Raw genomic sequence first — 20,679 nt, 5'->3', positions numbered from 1 at the left:
CCGTGGCAAAAAGCCGGTCTTGCACAGGAACTGTGCACGCCGGTCGGCGTCCAACCGGAAAGACAGGCCACGGGTCAGGCTTGAAAACGTACCCGGGCAGCTCATCCACCTTCCCGTTCAGGTTGCCGGCGAATCGGGCCCTTGCCCAGGGGCGGTCTGGCGGGTTGAGTGCGACAGACATTCGGCTGTGGTCCCTATCTTGCATAGGTCAACGCAGTGTCATCTGACTCCAAATGACGAGGGGGTGATTGCGATGGATTCGGCTGAAGCCTTGATTGCGCAGTACGCACGCGCCTATCAGAAACGCCAGGAGACGGAGATGTCCCTGGGTGAATATCTGGAGGGATGCCCCGATGATCCGATGCGCTATGCCAGTGCCGCCGAGCGGCTGGTGGCCGCCATCGGCGAACCCAGGGTACTGGACACCGCCAAGGATGAACGGCTGGGGCGCATCTTTCTCAACCGCACCATCAAGATCTATCCCGCCTTCGAGGATTTCTACGGGATGGAGGAGACCATTGAGCGCATCGTGGGTTTTTTCCGCTATGCGGCCCAGGGTCTGGAGGAGCGCAAGCAGATCCTCTACCTGCTCGGTCCCGTGGGGGGCGGCAAGTCATCCCTGTCCGAGCGTCTCAAGGCCTTGATGGAGAAGCATCCCATCTATGTGCTCAAGGCCGGTGACGAGATCTCGCCGGTGTTCGAGAGTCCGCTTGGATTGTTTGATCCCACCGTCATGGGCGAGACCCTGGAGCAGCGCTTCAACATCCCCCGGCGCCGCCTCACCGGCCTCATCTCCCCCTGGGCGGTGAAGCGCCTGGACGAGTTCGGCGGCGACATCGCCCGCTTCTCCGTGGTGCGCCTCTATCCCTCCCGCCTGCGCCAGATCGCTGTCTCCAAGACCGAGCCGGGGGACGAGAACAACCAGGACATCTCCTCCCTGGTGGGCAAGGTGGATATCCGCAAGCTGGAGCTCTACAGCCAGAACGATACCGACGCCTACAGCTATTCCGGCGGCCTCAACCGGGCCAACCAGGGGATGCTGGAGTTCGTGGAGATGTTCAAGGCCCCCATCAAGATGCTCCACCCGTTGCTCACCGCCACCCAGGAAGGCAACTACGTGGGCACGGAGAACATCGGCGCCATCCCCTATCAGGGGATCATCATGGCCCATTCCAACGAATCGGAATGGCAGAGCTTCAAGAACAACAAGAACAACGAGGCCTTCATCGACCGCATCTCCGTGGTCAAGGTGCCCTACTGCCTGCGGGTTGAGGAGGAGGAGAAGATCTACGGGAAACTGATCCAGTCCAGCGAACTGGCCGACGCCCCCTGCGCCCCAGCCACCCTGGACATCCTGGCCAAGTTCTCCGTGCTCACCCGTCTGCGGGAGCACGAGAATTCCAACCTGTTCTCCAAGATGCGGGTCTACAACGGCGAGAGCCTCAAGGACACCGACCCCAAGGCCAAGTCCATGCAGGAATACCGGGACGTGGCCGGGGTGGACGAGGGCATGGACGGGGTCTCCACCCGCTTTGCCTTCAAGGTACTGTCCGAGACCTTCAACTACGACACCCGGGAAGTGGCCGCCGACCCGGTGCACCTGCTCTACATGCTGGAGCAGTCCATCCGTCGCCAGCAGTTCCCGGAGGACACGGAGCGGCGCTACCTGGAGTACATCAAGGCGGAACTGGCGCCCCGTTATGCCGACTTCATCGGCCACGAGATCCAGAAGGCCTATCTGGAGTCCTACAGCGACTTCGGCCAGAACCTGTTCGAACGCTATGTGTCCTACGCCGACGCCTGGATCGAGGACCACGACTTCAAGGACCCGGACACCGGCCAGTTGCTGGACCGTCAGGCCCTGAACCAGGAGCTGAGCAAGATCGAGAAGGCGGCGGGCATCGCCAATCCCAAGGACTTCCGCAACGAGGTGGTCAAGTTCGCCCTGCGGGCCCAGGCCAGCCAGGGAGGCAAGATGCCCTCATGGACCTCCTACGAGAAGATCCGGGAGGTGATCGAGAAGCGCATGTTCAGCCAGGTGGAAGACTTGCTGCCCGTGATCAGCTTCGGCGCCAAGACGGACTCGGACATGGAGCGCAAGCACACCGAGTTCGTCCAGCGCATGGTGGAGCGTGGGTACACCGAGCGGCAGGTGCGCCGCCTGGTGGAATGGTACATGCGGGTCAAGCAGGCGGGCTGACGGCCCTGCCGCGGGAGTGCCACTGTGGTCAATATCGTCGACCGGCGTCTCAATCCGAAGGACAAGAGCCTGGCCAACCGCCAGCGCTTCATCGGCCGTGCCCGGCGCCAGATCCTGGACGCGGTGCGGGATGTTTCGGCCCGGCGCAAGGTGGCGGACATCGGGCAGGGGGGCGAGGAGATCAGCATTCCGGCCGATGGCCTGCAGGAGCCCGGCTTCCGCAAGGGCAGCGACAAGGGTCTGCGTCGCCATGTGGTGCCCGGCAACAAGCAGTATGTGGCCGGAGATGCCATCCCGCGCCCCGAAGGCGGGCAGGGGCAGGGCGGTCGCGGCGGCAGTCCCCAGGGGGAAGGGGAGGATGCCTTCCAGTTCACCGTCAGCCGGGACGAGTTTCTGGATCTGTTCTTCGAGAACCTGGAACTGCCCGATCTGGTGTGTACCCAGCTCACCAAGGTGAAGCATCATGGCCTGCAGCGGGCGGGCTATTCCGTCTCCGGTTCCCCCTCCAATCTCAACCTGGCCCGCACCATGCGCAACTCCCTGTCCCGGCGCCTGGCCCTCAAGCGTCCCCGGCGGGAGGAGACCCGGGCCCTGGACGAGGAGATCGACCGCCTGGAGCGTTCCGGCAAGGATCCGGAGCGTCTGCGGGCGCTGATCCGGCTGCGGGAGGAACAGGTCGTCCGTGCCAAGCGCATCCCCTACATCGACCCCATCGATCTGCGCTACAACCGCTTCGATCCGGTGCCCAAGCCCATTTCCCAGGCCGTGATGTTCTGTCTCATGGACGTTTCCGGCTCCATGACCGAGGACATGAAGGACCTGGCCAAGCGCTTCTTCATGCTGCTGTACCTGTTCCTGCAGCGCCGCTACCAGCATGTGGACATCGTCTTCATCCGGCACACCCATATTGCCCAGGAGGTGGACGAGGACACCTTTTTCTACTCCCGGGAAACCGGCGGCACCCTGGTCTCCCCGGCTTTGGAGGAGATGGAGCGGGTGCTGCGGGAGCGCTATGACCCGGCGGACTGGAACATCTACGCCGCCCAGGCCTCCGACGGCGACAACACCCCGGCGGACAACCCGGCGGTGGTGGATCTGATGGAGTCGGTGATCCTGCCGGTGTGCCGGTACTTTGCCTACATCGAGGTGGCCGAGGAGCGGGGCTGGGAGATGACCACGGACCTGTGGCAGGTCTACGAGCGCCTGGTGAAGGCCGGCCGGCCCCTGGCCATGCGCAAGGTGAAGTCCCGGGCGGATATCTTCCCCGTGTTCCGGGACCTGTTCACCCCGGTGGAACTGCGGCGGTAGGAGGATGCACCCGATGACCACGAACGCCCCCCTCTACACCGGTGCCGACTGGGACTATCCGCTCATCAAGAAGGCCTTCGACGCCATCGAGCGGGTGGCCATCGACGAGATGGGGCTGGACCCGTACCCCAGTCAGGTGGAGATCATCAGTTCGGAACAGATGCTGGATGCCTATTCCTCCATGGGCATGCCCCTGTTCTATCGTCACTGGTCCTTCGGCAAGCACTTCGCCCGGGACGAGATGTACTACCGCAAGGGCATGACCGGCCTGGCTTACGAGATCGTCATCAACTCCAATCCCTGCCTGTGCTACATCATGGAAGAGAACACCATGACCATGCAGACCCTGGTCATGGCCCACGCCGCCTTCGGTCACAGCCATTTCTTCAAGAACAACCACCTGTTCCGCTCCTGGACCGACGCGGAAGGCATCCTGGACTACCTGGATTTTGCCAAGGCCTATGTGGCCGAGTGCGAGGAACGTTACGGCCCGCGGGAGGTGGAGCGGGTGCTGGATGCCGCCCATGCCCTGATGAGCCACGGGGTGCATCGCTATCCCCGCCGCCAGCCGCTGAACCTGCATCAGGAGTTGCAGCGCAAGAAGGAACGTCGCCGTTACGAGGAGCAGACCTTCAGCGACCTGTGGCGCACCCTGCCCCAGCGTACGGGCGGGCCGGCCCCCCGGGAACGGGCCCTGGACGAGCGCCGGGAGGCCCTCGGCCTGCCGGAGGAAAACCTGCTCTATTTCCTGGAAAAGCGTGCCCCCCGGCTGCAGCACTGGCAGCGGGAGATCCTGCGCATCGTGCGGGTGGTGTCCCAGTATTTCTATCCCCAGAAGCAGACCAAGGTGATGAACGAGGGCTGCGCCACGGCGGTGCACTATCACCTCATGACCCGTCTGCACGAAACCGGCCGGCTCACCGACGGTGCCTTCATGGAATTCCTGCACCACCACACCAACGTGGTGTTCCAGCCGGAGTACGATGACCCTCGGTTTTCGGGCATCAATCCCTATGCCCTGGGCTTCAACATCCTGCAGGATCTGAAGCGGATGTGTCTGAATCCTACCGAGGAAGACCGGCGCTGGTTCCCGGACATTGCCGGCAACGGGGACGTTCTGGGCACCTGGAAGCAGGCCTGGGCCGAGTATCGGGACGAGAGCTTCATCCTCCAGTTCCTGGGGCCGAAGGTGATGCGGGACATGCGACTGTTTTCGGTACGGGATGATGCGGACGAGGCGAAGCTGGTGGTGGAGGCCATCCATGACGACGGTGGTTACCGGGATGTGCGCAGGGCCTTGTCGGCCCAGTACGATCTGGCCCGCCATGAGCCGGACATCCAGGTGGTGGACGTGGACCTGTCCGGAGACCGGCGGCTGATTCTGGAGCATCGCGTGGTGGACGGCCGCCTGCTGGAGGAGTCCGATGCCCGCCAGGTGCTGCGGCATCTGGCCACCCTGTGGGGGTACGGGGTAAAGCTCCACGAGGTGGACGCACGCACCGACCAGGTGCTCAACGAGTTTCCCGAGGTGGCCCCGGCCGCGGACTGAGGCAGAACCCCCACTCCCGCCTCAGACCCATTCCCTGGGGGTGAGATACCGCTCCAGCAATTGCGCCTCCGGGCTTCCCGGCGGCGCCTGATAGTTGTACTCCCACCGCACCAGCGGCGGCAGGGACATGAGGATGGACTCGGTCCGTCCCCCCGACTGCAGCCCGAACAGGGTGCCCCGGTCATGGAGCAGGTTGAACTCCACGTAGCGCCCCCGCCGGTAGAGCTGGAAATCCCGCTGGGCCTGGGTGTAGGGCGTTTCGTGACGCCGCGCCACGATGGGCAGATAGCCGGGCAGGTAGCCGTCCCCCACGCCGCGCACGAATTCAAAACAGCGCTCAAAGCCCCATTCGTTCAGGTCATCGAAGAACAACCCGCCGATTCCCCGGTGTTCCCGGCGGTGTTTGAGATAGAAGTACTCGTCACACCACTGCTTGAAGCGGGCATGGACCCCCTCGCCGAAGGGCGTGCACAGGGCACGGGCATGACCGTGCCAGTGAATGCAGTCCTCGTCGTGGCCGTAATAGGGGGTGAGATCGAAGCCGCCGCCGAACCACCACACCGGTTCCTCGCCCTCCTTTTCCGCCAGAAAGAAACGCACGTTGGCATGGGAACTGGGGACGTGGGGATTGAGGGGGTGAATGACCAGGGAGACCCCCGCGGCCTGGAAGCGCCGTCCCGCCAGGGCAGGGCGGTGGGCAGTGGCGGTGGGGGGCAGGTTGCGGCCGGAGACGTGGGAGAAGTTGATGCCGGCCTGTTCGAAGATCGCCCCTCGGCGCATCACCAGACTGCGGCCACCACCACCTTCCTCCCGGGTCCAGGCATCCTCCACCCAGGCGGCGGCCGGGTCCCTGTCGGCCAGGGTCTGGCAGATCCGGTCCTGCAGACCGCGGAAATAGTCCAGAACCGGTTCAATGCGGGGAGGGGCCGTGCTGGTCATTCAATCCGTATCATCCTGTGGGTCGGGTCGGGTCGGCGCTGGTGCCGGAGTCGATCTCCCTGGGGGCTGGCAGGGTTTCAGCTGCTCCTGACCTGCCGGCCGGTCTGCAGGTCCCGGATTTCGCTGGGGTTTTCCCGGCCGCCGGTGGGGCCTTCCAGGATGGCGTCCAGCAGCTTGCCCAGGGCCGCGTCCACTTCGTCGGCGGATCGGCCCGGGGGACGGCCGGACAGGTTGGCGCTGGTGGAAACCAGGGCCATGCCGGCCGCCCGGCACAGTGCTGCCGCCAGGGGATGATCGGTGACCCGCACCGCCAGGGTGTCATGGACCCCGGTGAGCCAGCGGGGGGTGTCCGGCCGGGCCGGCCACAGCCAGGTGCAGGGTCCGGGCCAGGTGCCCAGGGCCTGCTCCTGTAGCCGGGCATCCACCGGCCGCAGGAAGGGGGAGAGTTGGGGGAAATCCGCGCCGATGAGGATCAGCCCCTGGTCGGGGAGGCGTTGCTTGATCTGCAGCAGCCGGTGGACCGCCACTTCGTTACGGGGATCGCAACCCAGACCGAACACGGCCTCGGTGGGGTAGGCAATGACGCCGCCCCCACGGATGAGGGCGGCGGCATCGGCGGCGTCCGTCAGTCGTCTTGCCATGGAGGGCCGTCAGCGGGAGTTGCCGGCACTGCGCTCGGCGGGAGGGCTGTCCCGTTCGCCGGTCTTGGCAGCGGCGGCCTTGCGGGAACGGGTACCCGTCCTGGCAGTCCCGGATGCGGTGGTCCCGGTCTTGCTTTTGCTTGTGGTGGCCTTTTTTCTGGGTTTAGCCTTGTCGTCGGAAGCCTCCTTGGCAGTGGCAGCCTTTTTCTTCGGCGCGGCCTTCCGGGTACCCCGGCCCTTCTTCTCCGGCGCGGCCGCCAGCAGGGTGCGGCACTGTTCCAGGGTCAGGGCCTTGGGATCCTCATCCTTGGGAATGCGGGCGTTCTTGTTGCCGTCGGTGATGTAGGGGCCGTAGCGTCCATTGAGGATCTGGATGCCAGCTTCCTCGAACACCTTGATGAAACGGTTGGCGTCCGCTTCCTTCTTCTCCGCCACCAGTTCCAGGGCCCGGGGCAGCTCAATGGTGTAGGGGTCGTCCTCCTTCTTCAGGGAGGCATAGCGGCTGCCGAACTTCACGTAGGGTCCGAAGCGGCCGATGTTCACGCTCACCGGCTCCCCTTCCGGGGTCTCTCCCAGTTCCCGGGGCAGCTGGAACAGGGCCAGGGCCTCGTCCAGGGTGATGCCGTCCATCTTCTGGCCGGGGCGCAGGCCGGCAAAACGGGGTTTTTCCTCGTCTTCCTTGGTGCCGATCTGGACGAAGGGCCCATAGCGCCCCATGCGCACGGAGACCGGTCGGCCCGACTTGGGATCGGTGCCGATCTCCCGGGCCTGCACCGCCTCCTCGCGGGTCACCGAGGCATCCTTTTCCTTCACCTGCTCATGGAAGCGGCTCCAGAAGCCTTCCATCACCGGGATCCAGTCCTTCTCGCCCCGGGAGATCTCGTCCAGTTCGTCTTCCAGGCGGGCGGTGAAATCGTAGTCCACGTACTGGGTGAAGTGCTGGGTCAGGAAGGTGTTGACGATGCGGCCGATGTCCGTGGGCACGAAGCGCCGGTTCACCAGTTCCGCGTATTCCCGTTGCAGCAGGGTGCTGATGATGGAGGCGTAGGTGGAGGGACGGCCGATGCCGTGCTCTTCCAGGGCCTTCACCAGGCTGGCTTCCGAATACCGGGGTGGCGGTTCGGTGAAGTGCTGATCCGCCTGCACGTCGTTCAGGGTGACGTGTTCGCCTTCCTGAAGCTCCGGCAGCAGACGCTCGTCACTTTCCACCGGGGCGTCGTCCTGGTCTTCCCGGTAGACGGCCATGAAGCCGGGGTCGCGCACGGAGGAGCCGGTGGCGCGGAAGACATGTTCGGGACTGCCCGCTTCCAGGTCGGCGGCCACCGTGTCCAGGGTGGCGTGGATCATCTGGCAGGCCACGGTACGTTTCCAGATCAGGTCGTAGAGCTTGAACTGGTCGGCGGTCAGATGGCCCTTCACCTCATCGGGCAGGCGCAGCACCGAGGTGGGGCGGACGGCCTCGTGGGCTTCCTGGGCGTTCTTGGATTTGGTCTTGTACTGGCGCGGGCTGCCGGGGACCTTGTCGCGGCCGTAGCGCTGGGCGATCAGGTCGCGGATTTCCTCCACGGCCTCGTTGGCCAGGGTGAAGGAGTCGGTACGCATGTAGGTGATCAGACCGATGGGGCCCGAACCCAGATCGATACCTTCGTAGAGCTGCTGGGCCACGCGCATGGCCCGGCTGGCGGAGAAGCCCAGCTTGCGCACGGCTTCCTGCTGCAGGGTGGAGGTGGTGAACGGCGGTGCCGGATTGCGGCGCCGCTGTTTCTTTTCCACCCTGGCCACCCGCAGCCGGCCCTGGGCGGCAGCCAGCAGCGTCCGGCGCGCCTGGTCGGCGTCGGCCTCGTTGTTGATGTCGAACTGTTCCAGCTTGCGGCCGCCATGGATTTGCAGGCGGGCGGTGAACGGGCTCTCGTCCTTGGCCGCCAGGGCGTCCAGGGTCCAGTATTCCCGGGTGATGAAGCGCTCGATTTCCTCTTCCCGCTCCACGATCATGCGCAGGGCGGGGCTCTGCACCCGGCCGGCGGACAGGCCGCGCTTGATCTTCTTCCACAGCAGAGGGGACAGGTTGAAGCCCACCAGATAGTCCAGGGCGCGTCGCGCCTGCTGGGCGTTGATCAGGTCGTTGGACAAGCCGCGGGGATGGTCGATGGCATCACGCACGGCCCGCTGGGTGATCTCGTGGAAGACCACCCGCTCGGTGGTCTTGTTGTCCAGCAGGCCCCGTTCCCGCAGCAGCTCATGGAGATGCCAGGAAATGGCCTCGCCTTCCCGGTCCGGGTCGGTGGCCAGGATCAGGCGATCGGCCTTCTTCAGGGCGCGGGCGATACTCTCCACATGCTTCTCGTTGCGGTCGATCACCTGATAGTGCATGCGGAAGTCGTGGTCGGGGTCCACGGCGCCCTCCTTGGGCACCAGGTCGCGCACGTGGCCATAGGAGGCCAGCACCTCGAAATCGCTGCCGAGGTACTTCTTGATGGTCTTGGCCTTGGCGGGGGACTCGACGATGACCAGGTTCTTGCTCATGTCCTGGCTACCTGTGGTTCTTTGTGGGGTTTCAGTGCAGATACTCCGGCGGGCTGTCGAACATCATGCTCTCCAGCCAGGTATAGGCGGCTTCCTGCCCAGGCTGATTGAACAGCACCATGAGCGTGATCCATTTGATTTCTTCCAGGCTGATGTCTTCGGCATCCAGATCCATGATCCGGTTGATGACCACCTCGCGGGTGGCGGGGCTGATGACGCCGTTCTGTTCCAGAAACAGCAGGAATCCGCGGCTTTCGGCATCCATCCGGTTCATCTCGGCCTCCGTGTAGAGGCGCAGGGCCGAGCCGGCATGCACCGTCTGCGGGGAGTCCTGACCCGCCAGGTTTTCCAGCCAGTCGAAGGCCTTGTGGATCTCGGCCACCGGAAACCCGGCATCCAGCAGAAGGTCCCGAAGCTGCTCACGATCCGGTTCCAGCTCGGTATCATCATCCATGTAGTTTTCAAACAGGTACATCAGGACATCAAGTACGTTTTCTTTCATTTTCCGCTTTCCGACCTCAGGCGGACATAACGACCACCGGACAAGGAGGCCACCTGGCCACGCAACTCCATGAGTAGCAGCATGGAGGAAACCGCACCTACGGTCAATGTGGTGCGGGCCACCAGCTGGTCCACCGAGACCGGGTCATACCCCATGGCTTCCAGCAGGCGGACATGATCCTCGTCCGGCATATCCTGGTCGGGAGCCGCCGGCGGTTCCATCAACCGGGACTGGCGTGCATGGGGTGGCAGCAGGTCACCCAGTTCTTCAAGGATATCATCCGCCGTCTCCACCAGTTTTGCGCCCTCGCGGATCAGGCGGTGACAGCCCCGGGCCAGGGGATTATGGATGGAGCCGGGGATGGCGAACACTTCCCGACCCTGTTCCGCCGCCAGCCGGGCGGTAATCAGGGAGCCGCTGCGGGTGGCCGCCTCCACCACCAGGGTTCCCACGGCCAGCCCCGCCAGGATGCGGTTGCGCCGGGGGAAGTTCTGCGGGGTGACCGGAGTGCCGGTGGGCAGTTCCGTCACCATGGCCCCTTCGGCCACGATGCGATGCGCCAGGGCGCGGTGGGCGGCGGGATAGATCCGGTCAGGGCCGGTGCCCGTTACCGCGACGGTCAGTCCCTGGGCCGCCAGGGTGCCTTCATGGGCGGCGGCATCAATGCCCTTGGCCAGGCCGCTGGCGATCACCAGTCCCCGGCGGGCCAGGTGGGCGCTGAAGGCCGCGGCGGTTTCACGACCGCCGGGCGTGGGGTGGCGGCTACCCACCACCGCCAGCATGGGCCAGGACAGCACCTGAGGGTCGCCCACCACATAAAGGACCGGCGGAGGGGCAGGCGTATTCTTCAGTCTGGGAGGGTAGCGGGGATCTTCCAGGGTCAGGATGTGATGCCCATCCCGGCAGACCCAGTCCAGATCCGCCTGAATCCCGGGCGGGGTATCCTGCTCAAGGAAGGCCATGGCCTCCGGCGACAGCCCTGCCTGTTGCCAGGCAGTCCGGCCTGCCGCCAGCACCCCCTGGGGGGTGGCGTGTGCCTGCAGCAGTCGCGTGAAGGTGACGGGCCCCACCCCCGGCGCATGCCAGAGGTGGAGCCAGGGGGCCAGCGCCGACGGTTCCATGTGTCCTGTCAGTATCCCTGTCCGCCCCTGTTCAGGGGCGCTTGACGGTGAAGCCCTTTTCAATGGGATGGGTGGATTCCATCACCAGCGCGTAGCTCACCTTTTCGAAGGTCCGGAATACCATGACAAGGCCCACCCGCTCGTCCGGCAGGGTGACCAGTTCCCCCGTGCGCCCCGCCAGCCGGTCGCGGACCACCCGTCCGGACTGGTAGGTGGCGAAGACATGGCCGGGCTCAATACCTTCCCTTTCCCCCAGGTTGATCACCGCCACCTGAAACCGGGCGATCTGGCTGATGGCATCGAACAGGGAGATGATCTGACCTTCCGCTTCAATGGGTGGGGCGGAAGGGGTGAACAGAAATGCCTGCTCATCGGCCTGCTGGGGCAGCAGGCGATCTCCGATCAGGGCTTCACGGTCACTGCGTACCAGGAGCACGGTGGCTGGATCACCCTCGCGCACCAGCTCGGCCTCGCCAACGGGAATGGCCTCGTAACCCAGCAATTCACGGGTCTTGGGATCAATGAGCTCGCCGCCGGCGCGGAAGACGTCGAAGCGCTGGCCGACAGGCTCTCCCCCCAGACGACGGGCGTAGAGGCGGTCATGGGCCCCGAATATCAGTCGTTCGTCACGGGCGGCCATCAGATAGGCGGAATCTTCAAGCTGTTCTTTTGTCACAACCCTCGGACGCACCAGAAACTGCTGCAGGGCCTGTATGGGAACATCCAGGGACGGCGGCAGGGGTTCCGCCCTGACCTGGGGCGAGAGACGTATGGCCGGCCTGACTCGCGGCCCTCCGTCCACCGTGAGGTGGGGAACGCCATCCACGAAGTACAGGGTGATGATGTCGCCGGGATAGATCAGATGAGGGTTGGCTATCTGCGGATTGCTGACCCAGATCTCGGGCCAGTACCAGGGTTCCCGCAGGAAGCGGTTGGAGATGTCCCAGAGTGTATCTCCCCGCTGGACCACGTAGCGTTCCGGCGCGGTGGGTCGGATTTGCTCCCTGGTGGGAGTCCTGGCCGGTTCCGGCGCTGGTGCCGGGGTGGCCACCGGCTGCTGGGCCGGGGCCGGCAGCTCGGGTTCGGGTTCAGCCGGTATGCTGGCGCATCCTGAAGCCAGGAACGCTAGAATAAGCGCAACGGCGGTCAGGCGGCGTCCATTACGCCGCATGATTGGAGCGGACATGTTTTCCCCTCGTGACTTAAGGCATCATTGTTCCGGACCTTTTCATCGTGCTGTCCCCGTGACAGCCCATGTAAAGCTCCATGGCTGGTGTGAAGCAACCTACCAGTACGGCAATGATCTGATATTGTCTCAACCGATATTGCCTGAACTGTAGCAGAAATGATTTTGAGCCTGCACAAATACACCCACTTTAGCGGATGAGCGGTCATGGCCCTGCTAGAAATCCTGCATTTTCCCGATCCCCGGCTGCGTCGTCAGGCCGAAACCGTCAAGGTGGTGGATGACGCCACCCGCAGACTGGTGGACGACATGTTTGAAACCATGTACCACGCCTCGGGCATCGGTCTGGCCGCGACCCAGGTGGGGGTGCTGCACCGGGTGGTGGTGATGGACGTGGCCGAGGAGGGTTCGGACGAGCGTTCCGGCCGGGGGCAGCACCCCCTCTGCCTGATCAACCCCGAGATCATTGCCCGCGAGGGCGATGTGGAAACCGAGGAAGGCTGTCTGTCCGTCCCCGGCTTCTATGAGCCGGTGCGGCGCGCCCAGCGGGTGCGGGTGCGGGCCCTGAACCGTGACGGCAAGCCCTTCGAACTGGAGGCCGGCGGTCTGCTGGCGGTCTGCATCCAGCATGAGATCGATCACCTGGACGGCAAGCTGTTCGTGGATCACATCTCGTCCCTGAAGCGGGGCCGCATCAAGAAAAAACTGGAGAAACAGGCCAGGCTGACCGGAGCCGCCGGTACCGCCCGTCACCGGGAGGCCGTCTGAGCCTCCCGTTCGCCTCCGCGCCTGATTCCACGTTCATCCACAAGGTTTCCCATTGCCCAGTCCCCTGCGCATCATCTACGCCGGCACCCCGGATTTTGCGGTGCCGGCCCTTGAGGCATTGATTGCCTCCCCCCACGACGTGGTTGCGGTCTATACCCAGCCGGATCGCCCGGCCGGTCGCGGTCGCAAGCTGACCCCCAGCCCGGTGAAGCAGGTGGCCCTGGCCCACGGGATTCCGGTGGAACAGCCCGAACGCCTGCGACCCGAGCCGGTGCAGGAGCGATTGCGCGACTATCGGCCGGACCTGATGGTGGTGGCGGCCTACGGCCTCATCCTGCCCCAGTCGGTGCTGGACATTCCCCGCCTGGGTTGTGTCAACATCCATGCCTCCCTGCTGCCCCGCTGGCGGGGCGCGGCCCCCATCCAGCGGGCCCTGGCGGAAGGGGATGAACGGACCGGTGTCACCCTGATGCAGATGGCGGCCGGCCTCGATACCGGCGACATGCTGCTCAAGGGGGAATGCCCCATCACTCCCGCCGACACCGCGCAGACCCTGCACGACCGCCTGGCGGCGATGGGGGCGGCACTGCTGCTGCCCTGCCTGGATGATCTGGCCGACGGCCGGCTCTGTCCCGAGCCCCAGGACGAGACACTGGCCACCTATGCCCGCAAGCTGGACAAGGCTGAAGCCCTGCTGGACTGGTCCCGCCCGGCAGTGGTGCTGGACCGGTGCGTCCGCGCCTTCAACCCCTGGCCGGTGGCCCAGACCCTGTATCAGGGGCAACCACTCAGGCTGTGGATGTCATGCGCCCTGCCCACGGACGTTGCCGAGGCGGCACCGGGCACCGTGGTGGCGGAAGGGCCGGAAGGGATCGACGTCGCCACCGGCGAGGGGATTCTGCGAATCACCCGCCTTCAGCTCCCCGGCGGTAAACCCCTTGATGCGGCGCCCTTTCTGAACGCGCGGTCGTTGCTGGGGGTGGTGCTGGGAAATGACGTGAACGTGGAATAATCCGAACATTGCCTGTCTTGCCCGCTCAGCCGGGCATCCATCCGTAGTCCCGCATGGTCGATGGGATCGTGTTATTTTTCCGGTGAATAACACTGGAGTCCCGCATGTCCCTGTCTGCCCGTGAAGCCGCCCTCCATGCCATTCTGCGTGTCCTGCGGGACGGCGGCTCCCTGTCCGAGGCCCTGCCACCCCTGCTGGATCAGGTTGGTGCCCGGGACCGGGGACTGGCCCAGGCCCTGAGCTACGGTACCCTGCGCTGGCATCGCCGTCTGGAGGCCATGCTGGCCCAGTGGATGGACAAGCCCCCGCGGGGACGGGACCAGGACGTGGCCTGCGCCCTGGCCATGGGCCTGTTCGAGCTGCTGTACATGAACACCCCCGACTATGCGGCCATCCAGCAAACGGCGGATCTGGGGCGGCGGCTGCGCAAGAAATGGGCGGTGGGTCTCATCAACGGGGTATTGCGGCGGGCCCAGCGGGAGATGGATGAGACGGCCCGGCTGGTGGACCGGGATCCCGCGGTGCGCCACGCCCTGCCGGACTGGCTCTACCGCCGTCTGGCGTCTGCCCATGGGGATGACACCGAGGCCCTCTGTGACGCCCTCAACGCCCATCCCCCGATGACGCTGCGGGTCAACCTGACACGCTCCACCCGTGATGACTACCGGCATCGCCTGGCGGATCAGGGGCTGGAGGCGCGGCCCCACCCCTGGGTGGAGACGGCGCTCACCCTGGAGCAACCCGTGGCGGTGGAACGCTTGCCGGGTTTTGATCAGGGCCTGGTATCGGTTCAGGATGCCGCCGCCCAGCTCACGGCCCCGCTGCTTGGTTGCCGGCCGGGAATGCGGGTACTGGATGCCTGTGCCGCTCCGGGTGGCAAGACCCTGCACCTGCTGGAACAGGCGGGTGGGGCGCTGGATCTCACGGCCGTGGATGTGGACCCTGACCGCCTGGAACGGGTTCGCGAGAACCTGCGGCGCGGCGGTTTTGATGCCCGCCTGATCGCCGCCGACGCGGCGGAACCCGCGCAGTGGCACCACGGGGGCAGTTATGACCGCATCCTGCTGGATGCGCCCTGCTCCGGCACCGGGGTGATCCGTCGGCACCCGGATATCAAGCACCTGCGCCGGGAAGAGGATATTGCATCATTGCAGGCCCGGCAGGCACGTCTGCTGCGGGCACTCTGGCCCCTGCTGGCCCCGGGCGGTATGCTGCTTTATGTGACCTGTTCCCTGATGCCCGAGGAAAATGTCACTACAGTCTCTCGTTTCCTGGCCGAGGAACCCGAGGCCCGGGAGCTGCCCATCGAGGCAGACTGGGGTCTTGCCGGCCGGGCCGGTCGCCAGCTGCGTGCCGGTGAACAGGGAATGGATGGATTTTACTATGCCCGATTGAGCCGCCATTGAGCCCGCTACCCCGTCAGCTTCGAGTTGTATCTCCGGCCATCCTGCTGATGAGCTGGCTGCTGGCGTGGCCGGGCATGTTATCGGCGGAAGAGGGCAACCCGCTCCAGGTTCGCTGGGCCGGTACCGAACTGGTCAATGGCATCTATCTGCTCAATGCGGATATCGATTACCGCCTCACCCGCAAGCTCGATGAAGCCCTGCACAACGGCGTCAAGCTCACCTTCGAGGTTCAGGTTGAAATCAGCCGCAGCCGGGACTGGTTATGGAATGCCTCCGTGGCCGAGCTGGTGCAGCGCTACCGCGTGGAATATCACGCCCTGACCCGGCTGTATGTCATCACCCACCTCAATACCGGCGTCCAGCGGGGCTTCTACCGCCTGGAGTCGGCCCTGACCGTCCTGGGAGACCTGCGGGAAATACCGCTGCTGGATGTCTCCCTGCTGGATGGGGGACAGGACTACATCATTCGCCTGCGTGCCCGGTTGCGGGCGGAAGACCTGCCCCTGCCGCTGCGTGTTCGGGGGTATCTGTCCCGGGAGTGGAGCCCGGTGAGTGAGTGGTACTCATGGTCGCTGCGCTGAAAAAGGCTCCCGTGGGGCTGCTGTTCATGGCCACCGTGTTCATGCTGTTGCTGGGCTCTCTGGTGGTGATGGGGGATGCGGCCCAGAACTCCGAGCGCTTTGAACGTCTTTACGTCTGGATGCTGCTGTTCAATTCCCTGGCCCTGGTGGCCATGGCCCTGGCCATCTGCGTGCGTCTGCTGAGGGTGAGCCGACAGGTCATCCGCAGTGAGCCCGGGTCCCGGCTTACGGCCAAGCTGCTGGTCCTGTTCGTGGCCCTGTCTCTGCTGCCGGTCACCATCGTGTACTATTTTTCCATCAAGTTTCTGGACGAAGGCATCGACAGCTGGTTCGACGTGCGGGTGGAAAAGGCCCTGGAAGATGCCCTGGAGTTGTCCCGTTCGTCCCTTGATCTCAGGGTCCGGCAGCATACCCGTCAGACCGAGTTGCTGGCGAGGGAGCTGGTCGATGTCCCCGATACCCTGGCGGCCCTGCGCCTGAGGGACATGCGTGAAGGCAGCCAGGCCCTGGAGCTGTCCCTGTTCGGGGCCAACAACCGCATCATCGCCTATGCCAGTGGGGAGCGGGTACAGCGGTTGCCGGTCCTGCCGGCGGGCGAGGTGCTGCTGGCGCTGTCCCAGGGCCACACTTATGCCGCGCTCGAACCCATCTATGAGAGCGGTCTGCATATCCGGGTGGTGACCCAGGTCCCCAGTCGCCATCCCACCGGGGAGGGGAGCATCCTGCAGGCTGTCTACCCCGTGGCGGCACGCATGGGCCTGCTGGCGGACAGCGTCCAGGACGCCTTTTCCGACTACAAGGAATTCGCCTATCTGCGGGTGCCCCTGAAGCAGAGTTTCAACACCACCCTTTCACTCGCCCTGCTGGTATCCGTGATGACGGCCATCTGGGCGGCCCTGTACTTTTCGGGCCGTCTGGTCGCCCCCATCCAGGAACTGGCCGAGGGCACACGCTCAGTGGCCGCCGGTGAGTATCACAAGAAACTGCTGGTCACCCGCAATGACGAACTGGGTTTTCTGGTGAGTTCCTTCAACACCATGACCGCCACCCTGGCCGCCACCCGTGATGAGGTGGATCGCAGCCGCCGTCTTGCGGAAAGCCAGCGCATGTACCTGGAAACGGTGCTGCAGAATCTTTCATCCGGTGTCATCACCCTGGACCGGCGCCTGACCCTGAGAACGGCCAATGCCGCCGCGGCGCAGATCCTGGAAGTGGATCTGGAGCGCCATCTGGGGCGCTCCCTGGAGGAGATTGGACAGCATTCCAGGGTGGTGGAAACCTTCAACGAAACCCTGCGTAACCGCTTCCATCATCGTGAGCCCGAGTGGAGCGAACAGCTTGCCGCCTTTGGCGCCAGCGGACGCAAGGTGCTCATGTGTCGCGGTGTCTGGCTCTCCTACGGCGGTGGACTGCGGGGCGGCCCGGTGGTGGTATTCGATGACATCACCACCCTCCTGCAGGCCCAGCGGGATGCCGCCTGGGCCGAGGTGGCCCGGCGCCTGGCCCATGAGATCAAGAATCCCCTGACCCCCATCCAGCTCTCCGCCGAGCGTTTGCAGAAGAAGCTGCTTCCCCATCTGGGGCCGGAGGAGGAACAGGTGCTCCGGCGGGCCACCCATACCATCGTGCAGCAGGTGGAAGCCATGAAGGCCATGGTGAACGCCTTCAGCGACTATGCCCGGCCTCCCGCCATGAGTCCCGGGCCGCTGGATCTGAACCGCCTGATGCGGGAAGTGACGGAGCTTTATCGCCATGGGGACAGCCCGGTTCAAATCAATCTGGCGCTGTTTGAGGACTTGCCCACCCTGGTGGCCGATGCCGGCCGTGTTCGTCAGTTACTGCATAACCTGATCAAGAACGGCCTGGAAGCCCTGGAGGGCATTTCCGGGGGGCAACTGGTTCTGGAAACCCGTTGCATGCAGGATGACAGCCACGGCATGGTGGAGATCCTGGTCAGTGACAATGGACGCGGCCTGCCGGAGGACATGATGCCCCGCCTGTTCGAACCGTATGTCACCAGCAAGCCCCGGGGCACCGGGCTCGGGCTGGCCATCGTGAAGAAGATCGTTGAAGAACATAACGGCATGGTTTGGGCGGAAAACCGTGACGGGGGTGGGGCGCGGATCATCATACGTCTGCCCCTGTCCGGGCCCGGGGGCATGCACGCCCTGGACAGTGAAGCGCGGGAGGTTGTGTGAACCAAGCCAGTATCCTGGTCGTAGACGATGAGCCGGATATCCGGACCCTGGTTCAGGAGATCCTGGAGGACGAGGGTTACAGCGTGGAGGTGGCCGGCACCGTGGAAGCGGCTCGCGAACAGCGACGCCGGCGCCGGTTCGATCTCATCCTGCTGGATATCTGGATGCCGGATGGGGATGGCATCAGCCTGCTCAAGGAATGGAGCGAGGCCGGTGGCCAGCCCAGCCTGGTGATCATGATGTCCGGTCATGGATCGGTGGAGACCGCGGTGGAGGCCACTCGCCTGGGGGCCTATGATTTTCTCGAAAAGCCCCTCTCCATGGCCAAGCTCACCCTGACGGTGGAGCGGGCCCTGGAGGCGGACCGTCTGACCCGGGAAAACATCGGCCTGCGCAAACGATTCAGCCATGTGGTCCAGCCGCAAGGGTCCAGCGCGGTGATGCAGGCCCTGCGGGAACAGGTCCTGCGCATTGCCCAGCATGACACCTGGGTCCTCATCAGTGGCGAGGCGGGGGTGGGCAAGCAGACCTTTGCCCGTTACCTGCACAGCCAGAGTGCCCGCGCCGCCCGTCCCTTCGTGGAGGTGCCGGTGGGAACGATGACTGCCGATGAGGCGGCGGTGGAGATCTTCGGGCAGGAACAGGGCAACCGTATCCGCTATGGCCTGCTGGAGCAGGCCGAGGGTGGCGTGCTCTATCTGGACGAGGTGGCCCAGATGGACCTGCATACCCAGGGCCGCCTGCTGGCCGCCCTGGAAAACCGGCGCATGACCCGGGTCGGCGGCAGTGATCCCATCGCCGTGAACGTGCGGGTGGTGGCCGCCACCCGCGTGGACCTGCGTACCCTCGTGCATTCCGGCGGGTTCCGGGAGGACCTGTACTATCGCCTGAGCGTGGTGCCCCTGCATGTTCCCCCGTTGCGGGGGCACCCGGAGGACATTCCCGAGTTACTGCATCATCAGGCCGAAGCCCTGCATCAGGAGGAAGGCCTGCCCCTGCGTCATTTCAGTGAAGCCGCCTGCGCCCGTCTGGCCCGCTACCCCTGGCCCGGCAATATCCGCGAGTTGCGCAATCTGGTGCAGCGCCTGCTGATTCTGGGCAATGCCGATGAAGTGGACGAGGACGAGGTCGAGGCCACGCTGGCCGGCCGTGGCCCGCTGGCGCATGACAGCCGGGAAACCCCCCGGGTGGATGTGGGGCTACCCCTGCGGGAAGCCCGTGAACGGTTCGAGCGGGAATACCTGCTGCGACAAATGGAGCAGGTGGACGGCCACATGACCCGGCTGGCGGAGCGGGTGGGGCTTGAACGCACGCATCTTTACCGTAAACTGCGCGCCCTCGGTATCGAGCCCAAGAAGGCGAAAGAATGAAGATCCTGATCCTGGGGGCAGGGCAGGTGGGCAGTTCCGTGGCCCACAACCTGTCCAGCGAGGCCAACGACATCACCATCATCGATACCCGGTCGGACATCCTGCGTGCCCTGCAGGACCGCCTGGATTTGCGTACGGTGACCGGTTTTGCCTCCCATCCGGAGGTTCTGGAAGCGGCCGGTGCCCGTGACGCGGACATGATCATCGCCGTCACCAACTCCGACGAAACCAACATGATCGCCTGTCAGGTGGCTTACACCCTGTTCCACACCCCCACCAAGATCGCCCGGGTCCGTGGTGTGGAATACCTGGGCTATCCGGCCCTGTTCGCCCCCGAAGCCCTGCCCATCGACGTGCTGATCAGTCCCGAGGAAGAGGTCACCAACTACATCCAGCGCCTGATCGAACATCCCGGCGCCCTGCAGGTGCTGGATTTTGCCGATGGCCGGGTCTCCCTGGTGGCGGTACGGGCCTATCATGGCGGGCCGCTGGTGGGTAAGGAACTGCGTCATCTGGCCACCCACATGCCCGGAGTCCAGACCCGGGTGGCGGCCATCTTCCGCAAGGACACCGCCATCTACCCGGACGGCCAGACGGTCGTCGAGGTGGACGACGAGGTCTTCTTCATCGCCGCGCGGCGGAACATCCGGGCCGTCACCAGCGAGCTGCGCAAGCTGGACAAGCCCTACCGGCGCCTGATCATTGCCGGTGGCGGCAATATCGGCAAACGTCTGGCCCAGGCGCTGGGGCCTCACTTCTCCGTCAAGCTCATCGAGCACAACCCGGTACGGGCCAGGGAACTGGCGGAGGCGCTGGACAAGGTGGTGGTGCTCGGCGGCGATGCCGCCGACGAGGAGCTTCTGATCGAGGAAAACATCGAAAACACCGATGTCTTCGTGGCGGTGACCAACGACGACGAGGCCAACATCCTCTCCGCCATGCTGGCCAAACGCCTGGGGGCGCGCACCGTGATGTCCCTGATCAATCGCCCCAGTTACGTGGAACTGGTGCAGAGCGGCATCATCGACATCGCCATCTCTCCCCAGCAGGTGACCATCGGCGCCCTGCTCACCCATGTGCGGCGGGGCGACGTGGTGGCGGTGCACAGCCTGCGCCGCGGGGCCGCCGAGGCCATCGAGGCGGTCGCCCACGGCGACAAAAAGACCTCCCGGGTGGTGGGGCGCATGGTGGAGGAGATCAACCTGCCCCGGGGCTGCACCATCGGCGCCCTGGTGCGGGGGGACGAAGTCATCATCGCCCACCGCGACACGGTCATCCAGGCGGAAGACCATGTGATCCTGTTCCTTACCGACAAGCGCCGCGTCAAAGAGGTCGAGCGCCTGTTCCAGGTGAGTGTGACCTTCCTCTAGGGGGT

16 protein-coding genes are annotated in these 20,679 nt (G+C 64.9%); 10 read left to right on the top strand and 6 right to left on the bottom strand.

Annotated features, from left to right (window positions below; all coding sequences use genetic code 11):
- The first annotated feature begins 253 nt into the window (after positions 1-253).
- Genes CKO35_RS00155 through CKO35_RS00145 form a run of 3 tightly spaced genes read left to right on the top strand, consistent with a single transcriptional unit; the run spans position 254 to position 5,057 of the window.
- The gene (locus tag CKO35_RS00155; RefSeq protein ID WP_200171340.1) at positions 254-2,200 is read left to right on the top strand and encodes a PrkA family serine protein kinase; all 1,947 of its coding nucleotides are present in this window, start codon (positions 254-256) and stop codon (positions 2,198-2,200) included.
- A 24-nt stretch (positions 2,201-2,224) separates the two neighbouring features.
- Entirely contained in the window at positions 2,225-3,508 is a 1,284-nt protein-coding gene (locus tag CKO35_RS00150) for a DUF444 family protein (RefSeq protein ID WP_200171338.1), read from the top strand.
- A gap of 13 nt (positions 3,509-3,521) precedes the next feature.
- Positions 3,522-5,057 carry a SpoVR family protein gene (locus CKO35_RS00145; RefSeq protein WP_200171336.1) on the top strand — a complete coding sequence of 512 codons (1,536 nt, stop codon included), beginning with the start codon at positions 3,522-3,524 and terminating at the stop codon, positions 5,055-5,057.
- Positions 5,058-5,078: 21 nt separating this feature from the next.
- Here the strand turns inward: CKO35_RS00145 and hemF are convergent, their stop codons facing one another.
- The 6 genes from hemF to CKO35_RS00115 all read right to left on the bottom strand — a co-directional run bounded on the left by hemF (position 5,079) and on the right by CKO35_RS00115 (position 11,969).
- The gene (gene hemF / locus CKO35_RS00140) at positions 5,079-5,996 is read right to left on the bottom strand and encodes an oxygen-dependent coproporphyrinogen oxidase (protein ID WP_200171334.1); all 918 of its coding nucleotides are present in this window, start codon (positions 5,994-5,996) and stop codon (positions 5,079-5,081) included.
- 77 nt (positions 5,997-6,073) lie between these two features.
- On the bottom strand, positions 6,074-6,637 hold the full coding sequence (tsaC, locus tag CKO35_RS00135) for an L-threonylcarbamoyladenylate synthase type 1 TsaC (protein WP_200171331.1): 564 nt from the start codon (positions 6,635-6,637) through the stop codon (positions 6,074-6,076).
- 9 nt (positions 6,638-6,646) lie between these two features.
- Positions 6,647-9,160: a DNA topoisomerase I gene (locus CKO35_RS00130; protein ID WP_200171323.1), complete on the bottom strand. Its 2,514-nt coding sequence runs from the start codon at positions 9,158-9,160 to the stop codon at positions 6,647-6,649.
- Between the two features lie 31 nt (positions 9,161-9,191).
- Positions 9,192-9,662, bottom strand: coding sequence for a Smg family protein (locus tag CKO35_RS00125; RefSeq protein WP_200171321.1), 471 nt, complete (start codon positions 9,660-9,662; stop codon positions 9,192-9,194).
- The gene (gene dprA, locus CKO35_RS00120; RefSeq protein ID WP_200171319.1) at positions 9,659-10,783 is read right to left on the bottom strand and encodes a DNA-processing protein DprA; all 1,125 of its coding nucleotides are present in this window, start codon (positions 10,781-10,783) and stop codon (positions 9,659-9,661) included. Before dprA ends, CKO35_RS00125 begins: the two co-directional genes overlap by 4 nt.
- Before the next feature lie 31 nt (positions 10,784-10,814).
- Complete coding sequence (locus CKO35_RS00115) at positions 10,815-11,969, bottom strand: LysM peptidoglycan-binding domain-containing protein (protein WP_207143367.1); 1,155 nt, start codon at positions 11,967-11,969, stop codon at positions 10,815-10,817.
- A 207-nt stretch (positions 11,970-12,176) separates the two neighbouring features.
- Between CKO35_RS00115 and def the strand changes: the two genes are divergently transcribed.
- From def to trkA, 7 genes are all read left to right on the top strand, one after another.
- On the top strand, positions 12,177-12,737 hold the full coding sequence (def, locus tag CKO35_RS00110) for a peptide deformylase (protein ID WP_200171312.1): 561 nt from the start codon (positions 12,177-12,179) through the stop codon (positions 12,735-12,737).
- Positions 12,738-12,789: 52 nt separating this feature from the next.
- Positions 12,790-13,749: a methionyl-tRNA formyltransferase gene (gene fmt / locus CKO35_RS00105; RefSeq protein WP_200171309.1), complete on the top strand. Its 960-nt coding sequence runs from the start codon at positions 12,790-12,792 to the stop codon at positions 13,747-13,749.
- A 104-nt stretch (positions 13,750-13,853) separates the two neighbouring features.
- The gene (gene rsmB / locus CKO35_RS00100; RefSeq protein WP_200171308.1) at positions 13,854-15,155 is read left to right on the top strand and encodes a 16S rRNA (cytosine(967)-C(5))-methyltransferase RsmB; all 1,302 of its coding nucleotides are present in this window, start codon (positions 13,854-13,856) and stop codon (positions 15,153-15,155) included.
- Positions 15,156-15,202: 47 nt separating this feature from the next.
- The gene (locus CKO35_RS00095; RefSeq protein ID WP_242466931.1) at positions 15,203-15,736 is read left to right on the top strand and encodes a DUF4390 domain-containing protein; all 534 of its coding nucleotides are present in this window, start codon (positions 15,203-15,205) and stop codon (positions 15,734-15,736) included.
- A complete protein-coding gene (locus tag CKO35_RS00090) occupies positions 15,721-17,934 on the top strand; it encodes a sensor histidine kinase (protein ID WP_200171304.1) in 2,214 nt (737 codons plus the stop codon). The genes CKO35_RS00095 and CKO35_RS00090 overlap by 16 nt, the downstream gene beginning before the upstream one ends.
- Positions 17,931-19,304 (top strand): sigma 54-interacting transcriptional regulator, encoded by a 1,374-nt coding sequence (locus CKO35_RS00085; RefSeq protein WP_200171302.1) that lies wholly within the window; start codon positions 17,931-17,933, stop codon positions 19,302-19,304. The genes CKO35_RS00090 and CKO35_RS00085 overlap by 4 nt, the downstream gene beginning before the upstream one ends.
- Entirely contained in the window at positions 19,301-20,674 is a 1,374-nt protein-coding gene (trkA, locus tag CKO35_RS00080) for a Trk system potassium transporter TrkA (protein WP_200171300.1), read from the top strand. The genes CKO35_RS00085 and trkA overlap by 4 nt, the downstream gene beginning before the upstream one ends.
- Positions 20,675-20,679: the final 5 nt, after the last annotated feature.

The sequence above is a fragment of the Ectothiorhodospira shaposhnikovii genome, assembly GCF_016584105.1.
In the GTDB taxonomy this organism is placed as follows: Bacteria; Pseudomonadota; Gammaproteobacteria; order Ectothiorhodospirales; family Ectothiorhodospiraceae; genus Ectothiorhodospira; species Ectothiorhodospira shaposhnikovii.
This window is presented reverse-complemented; position numbering and strand designations above follow the sequence as displayed.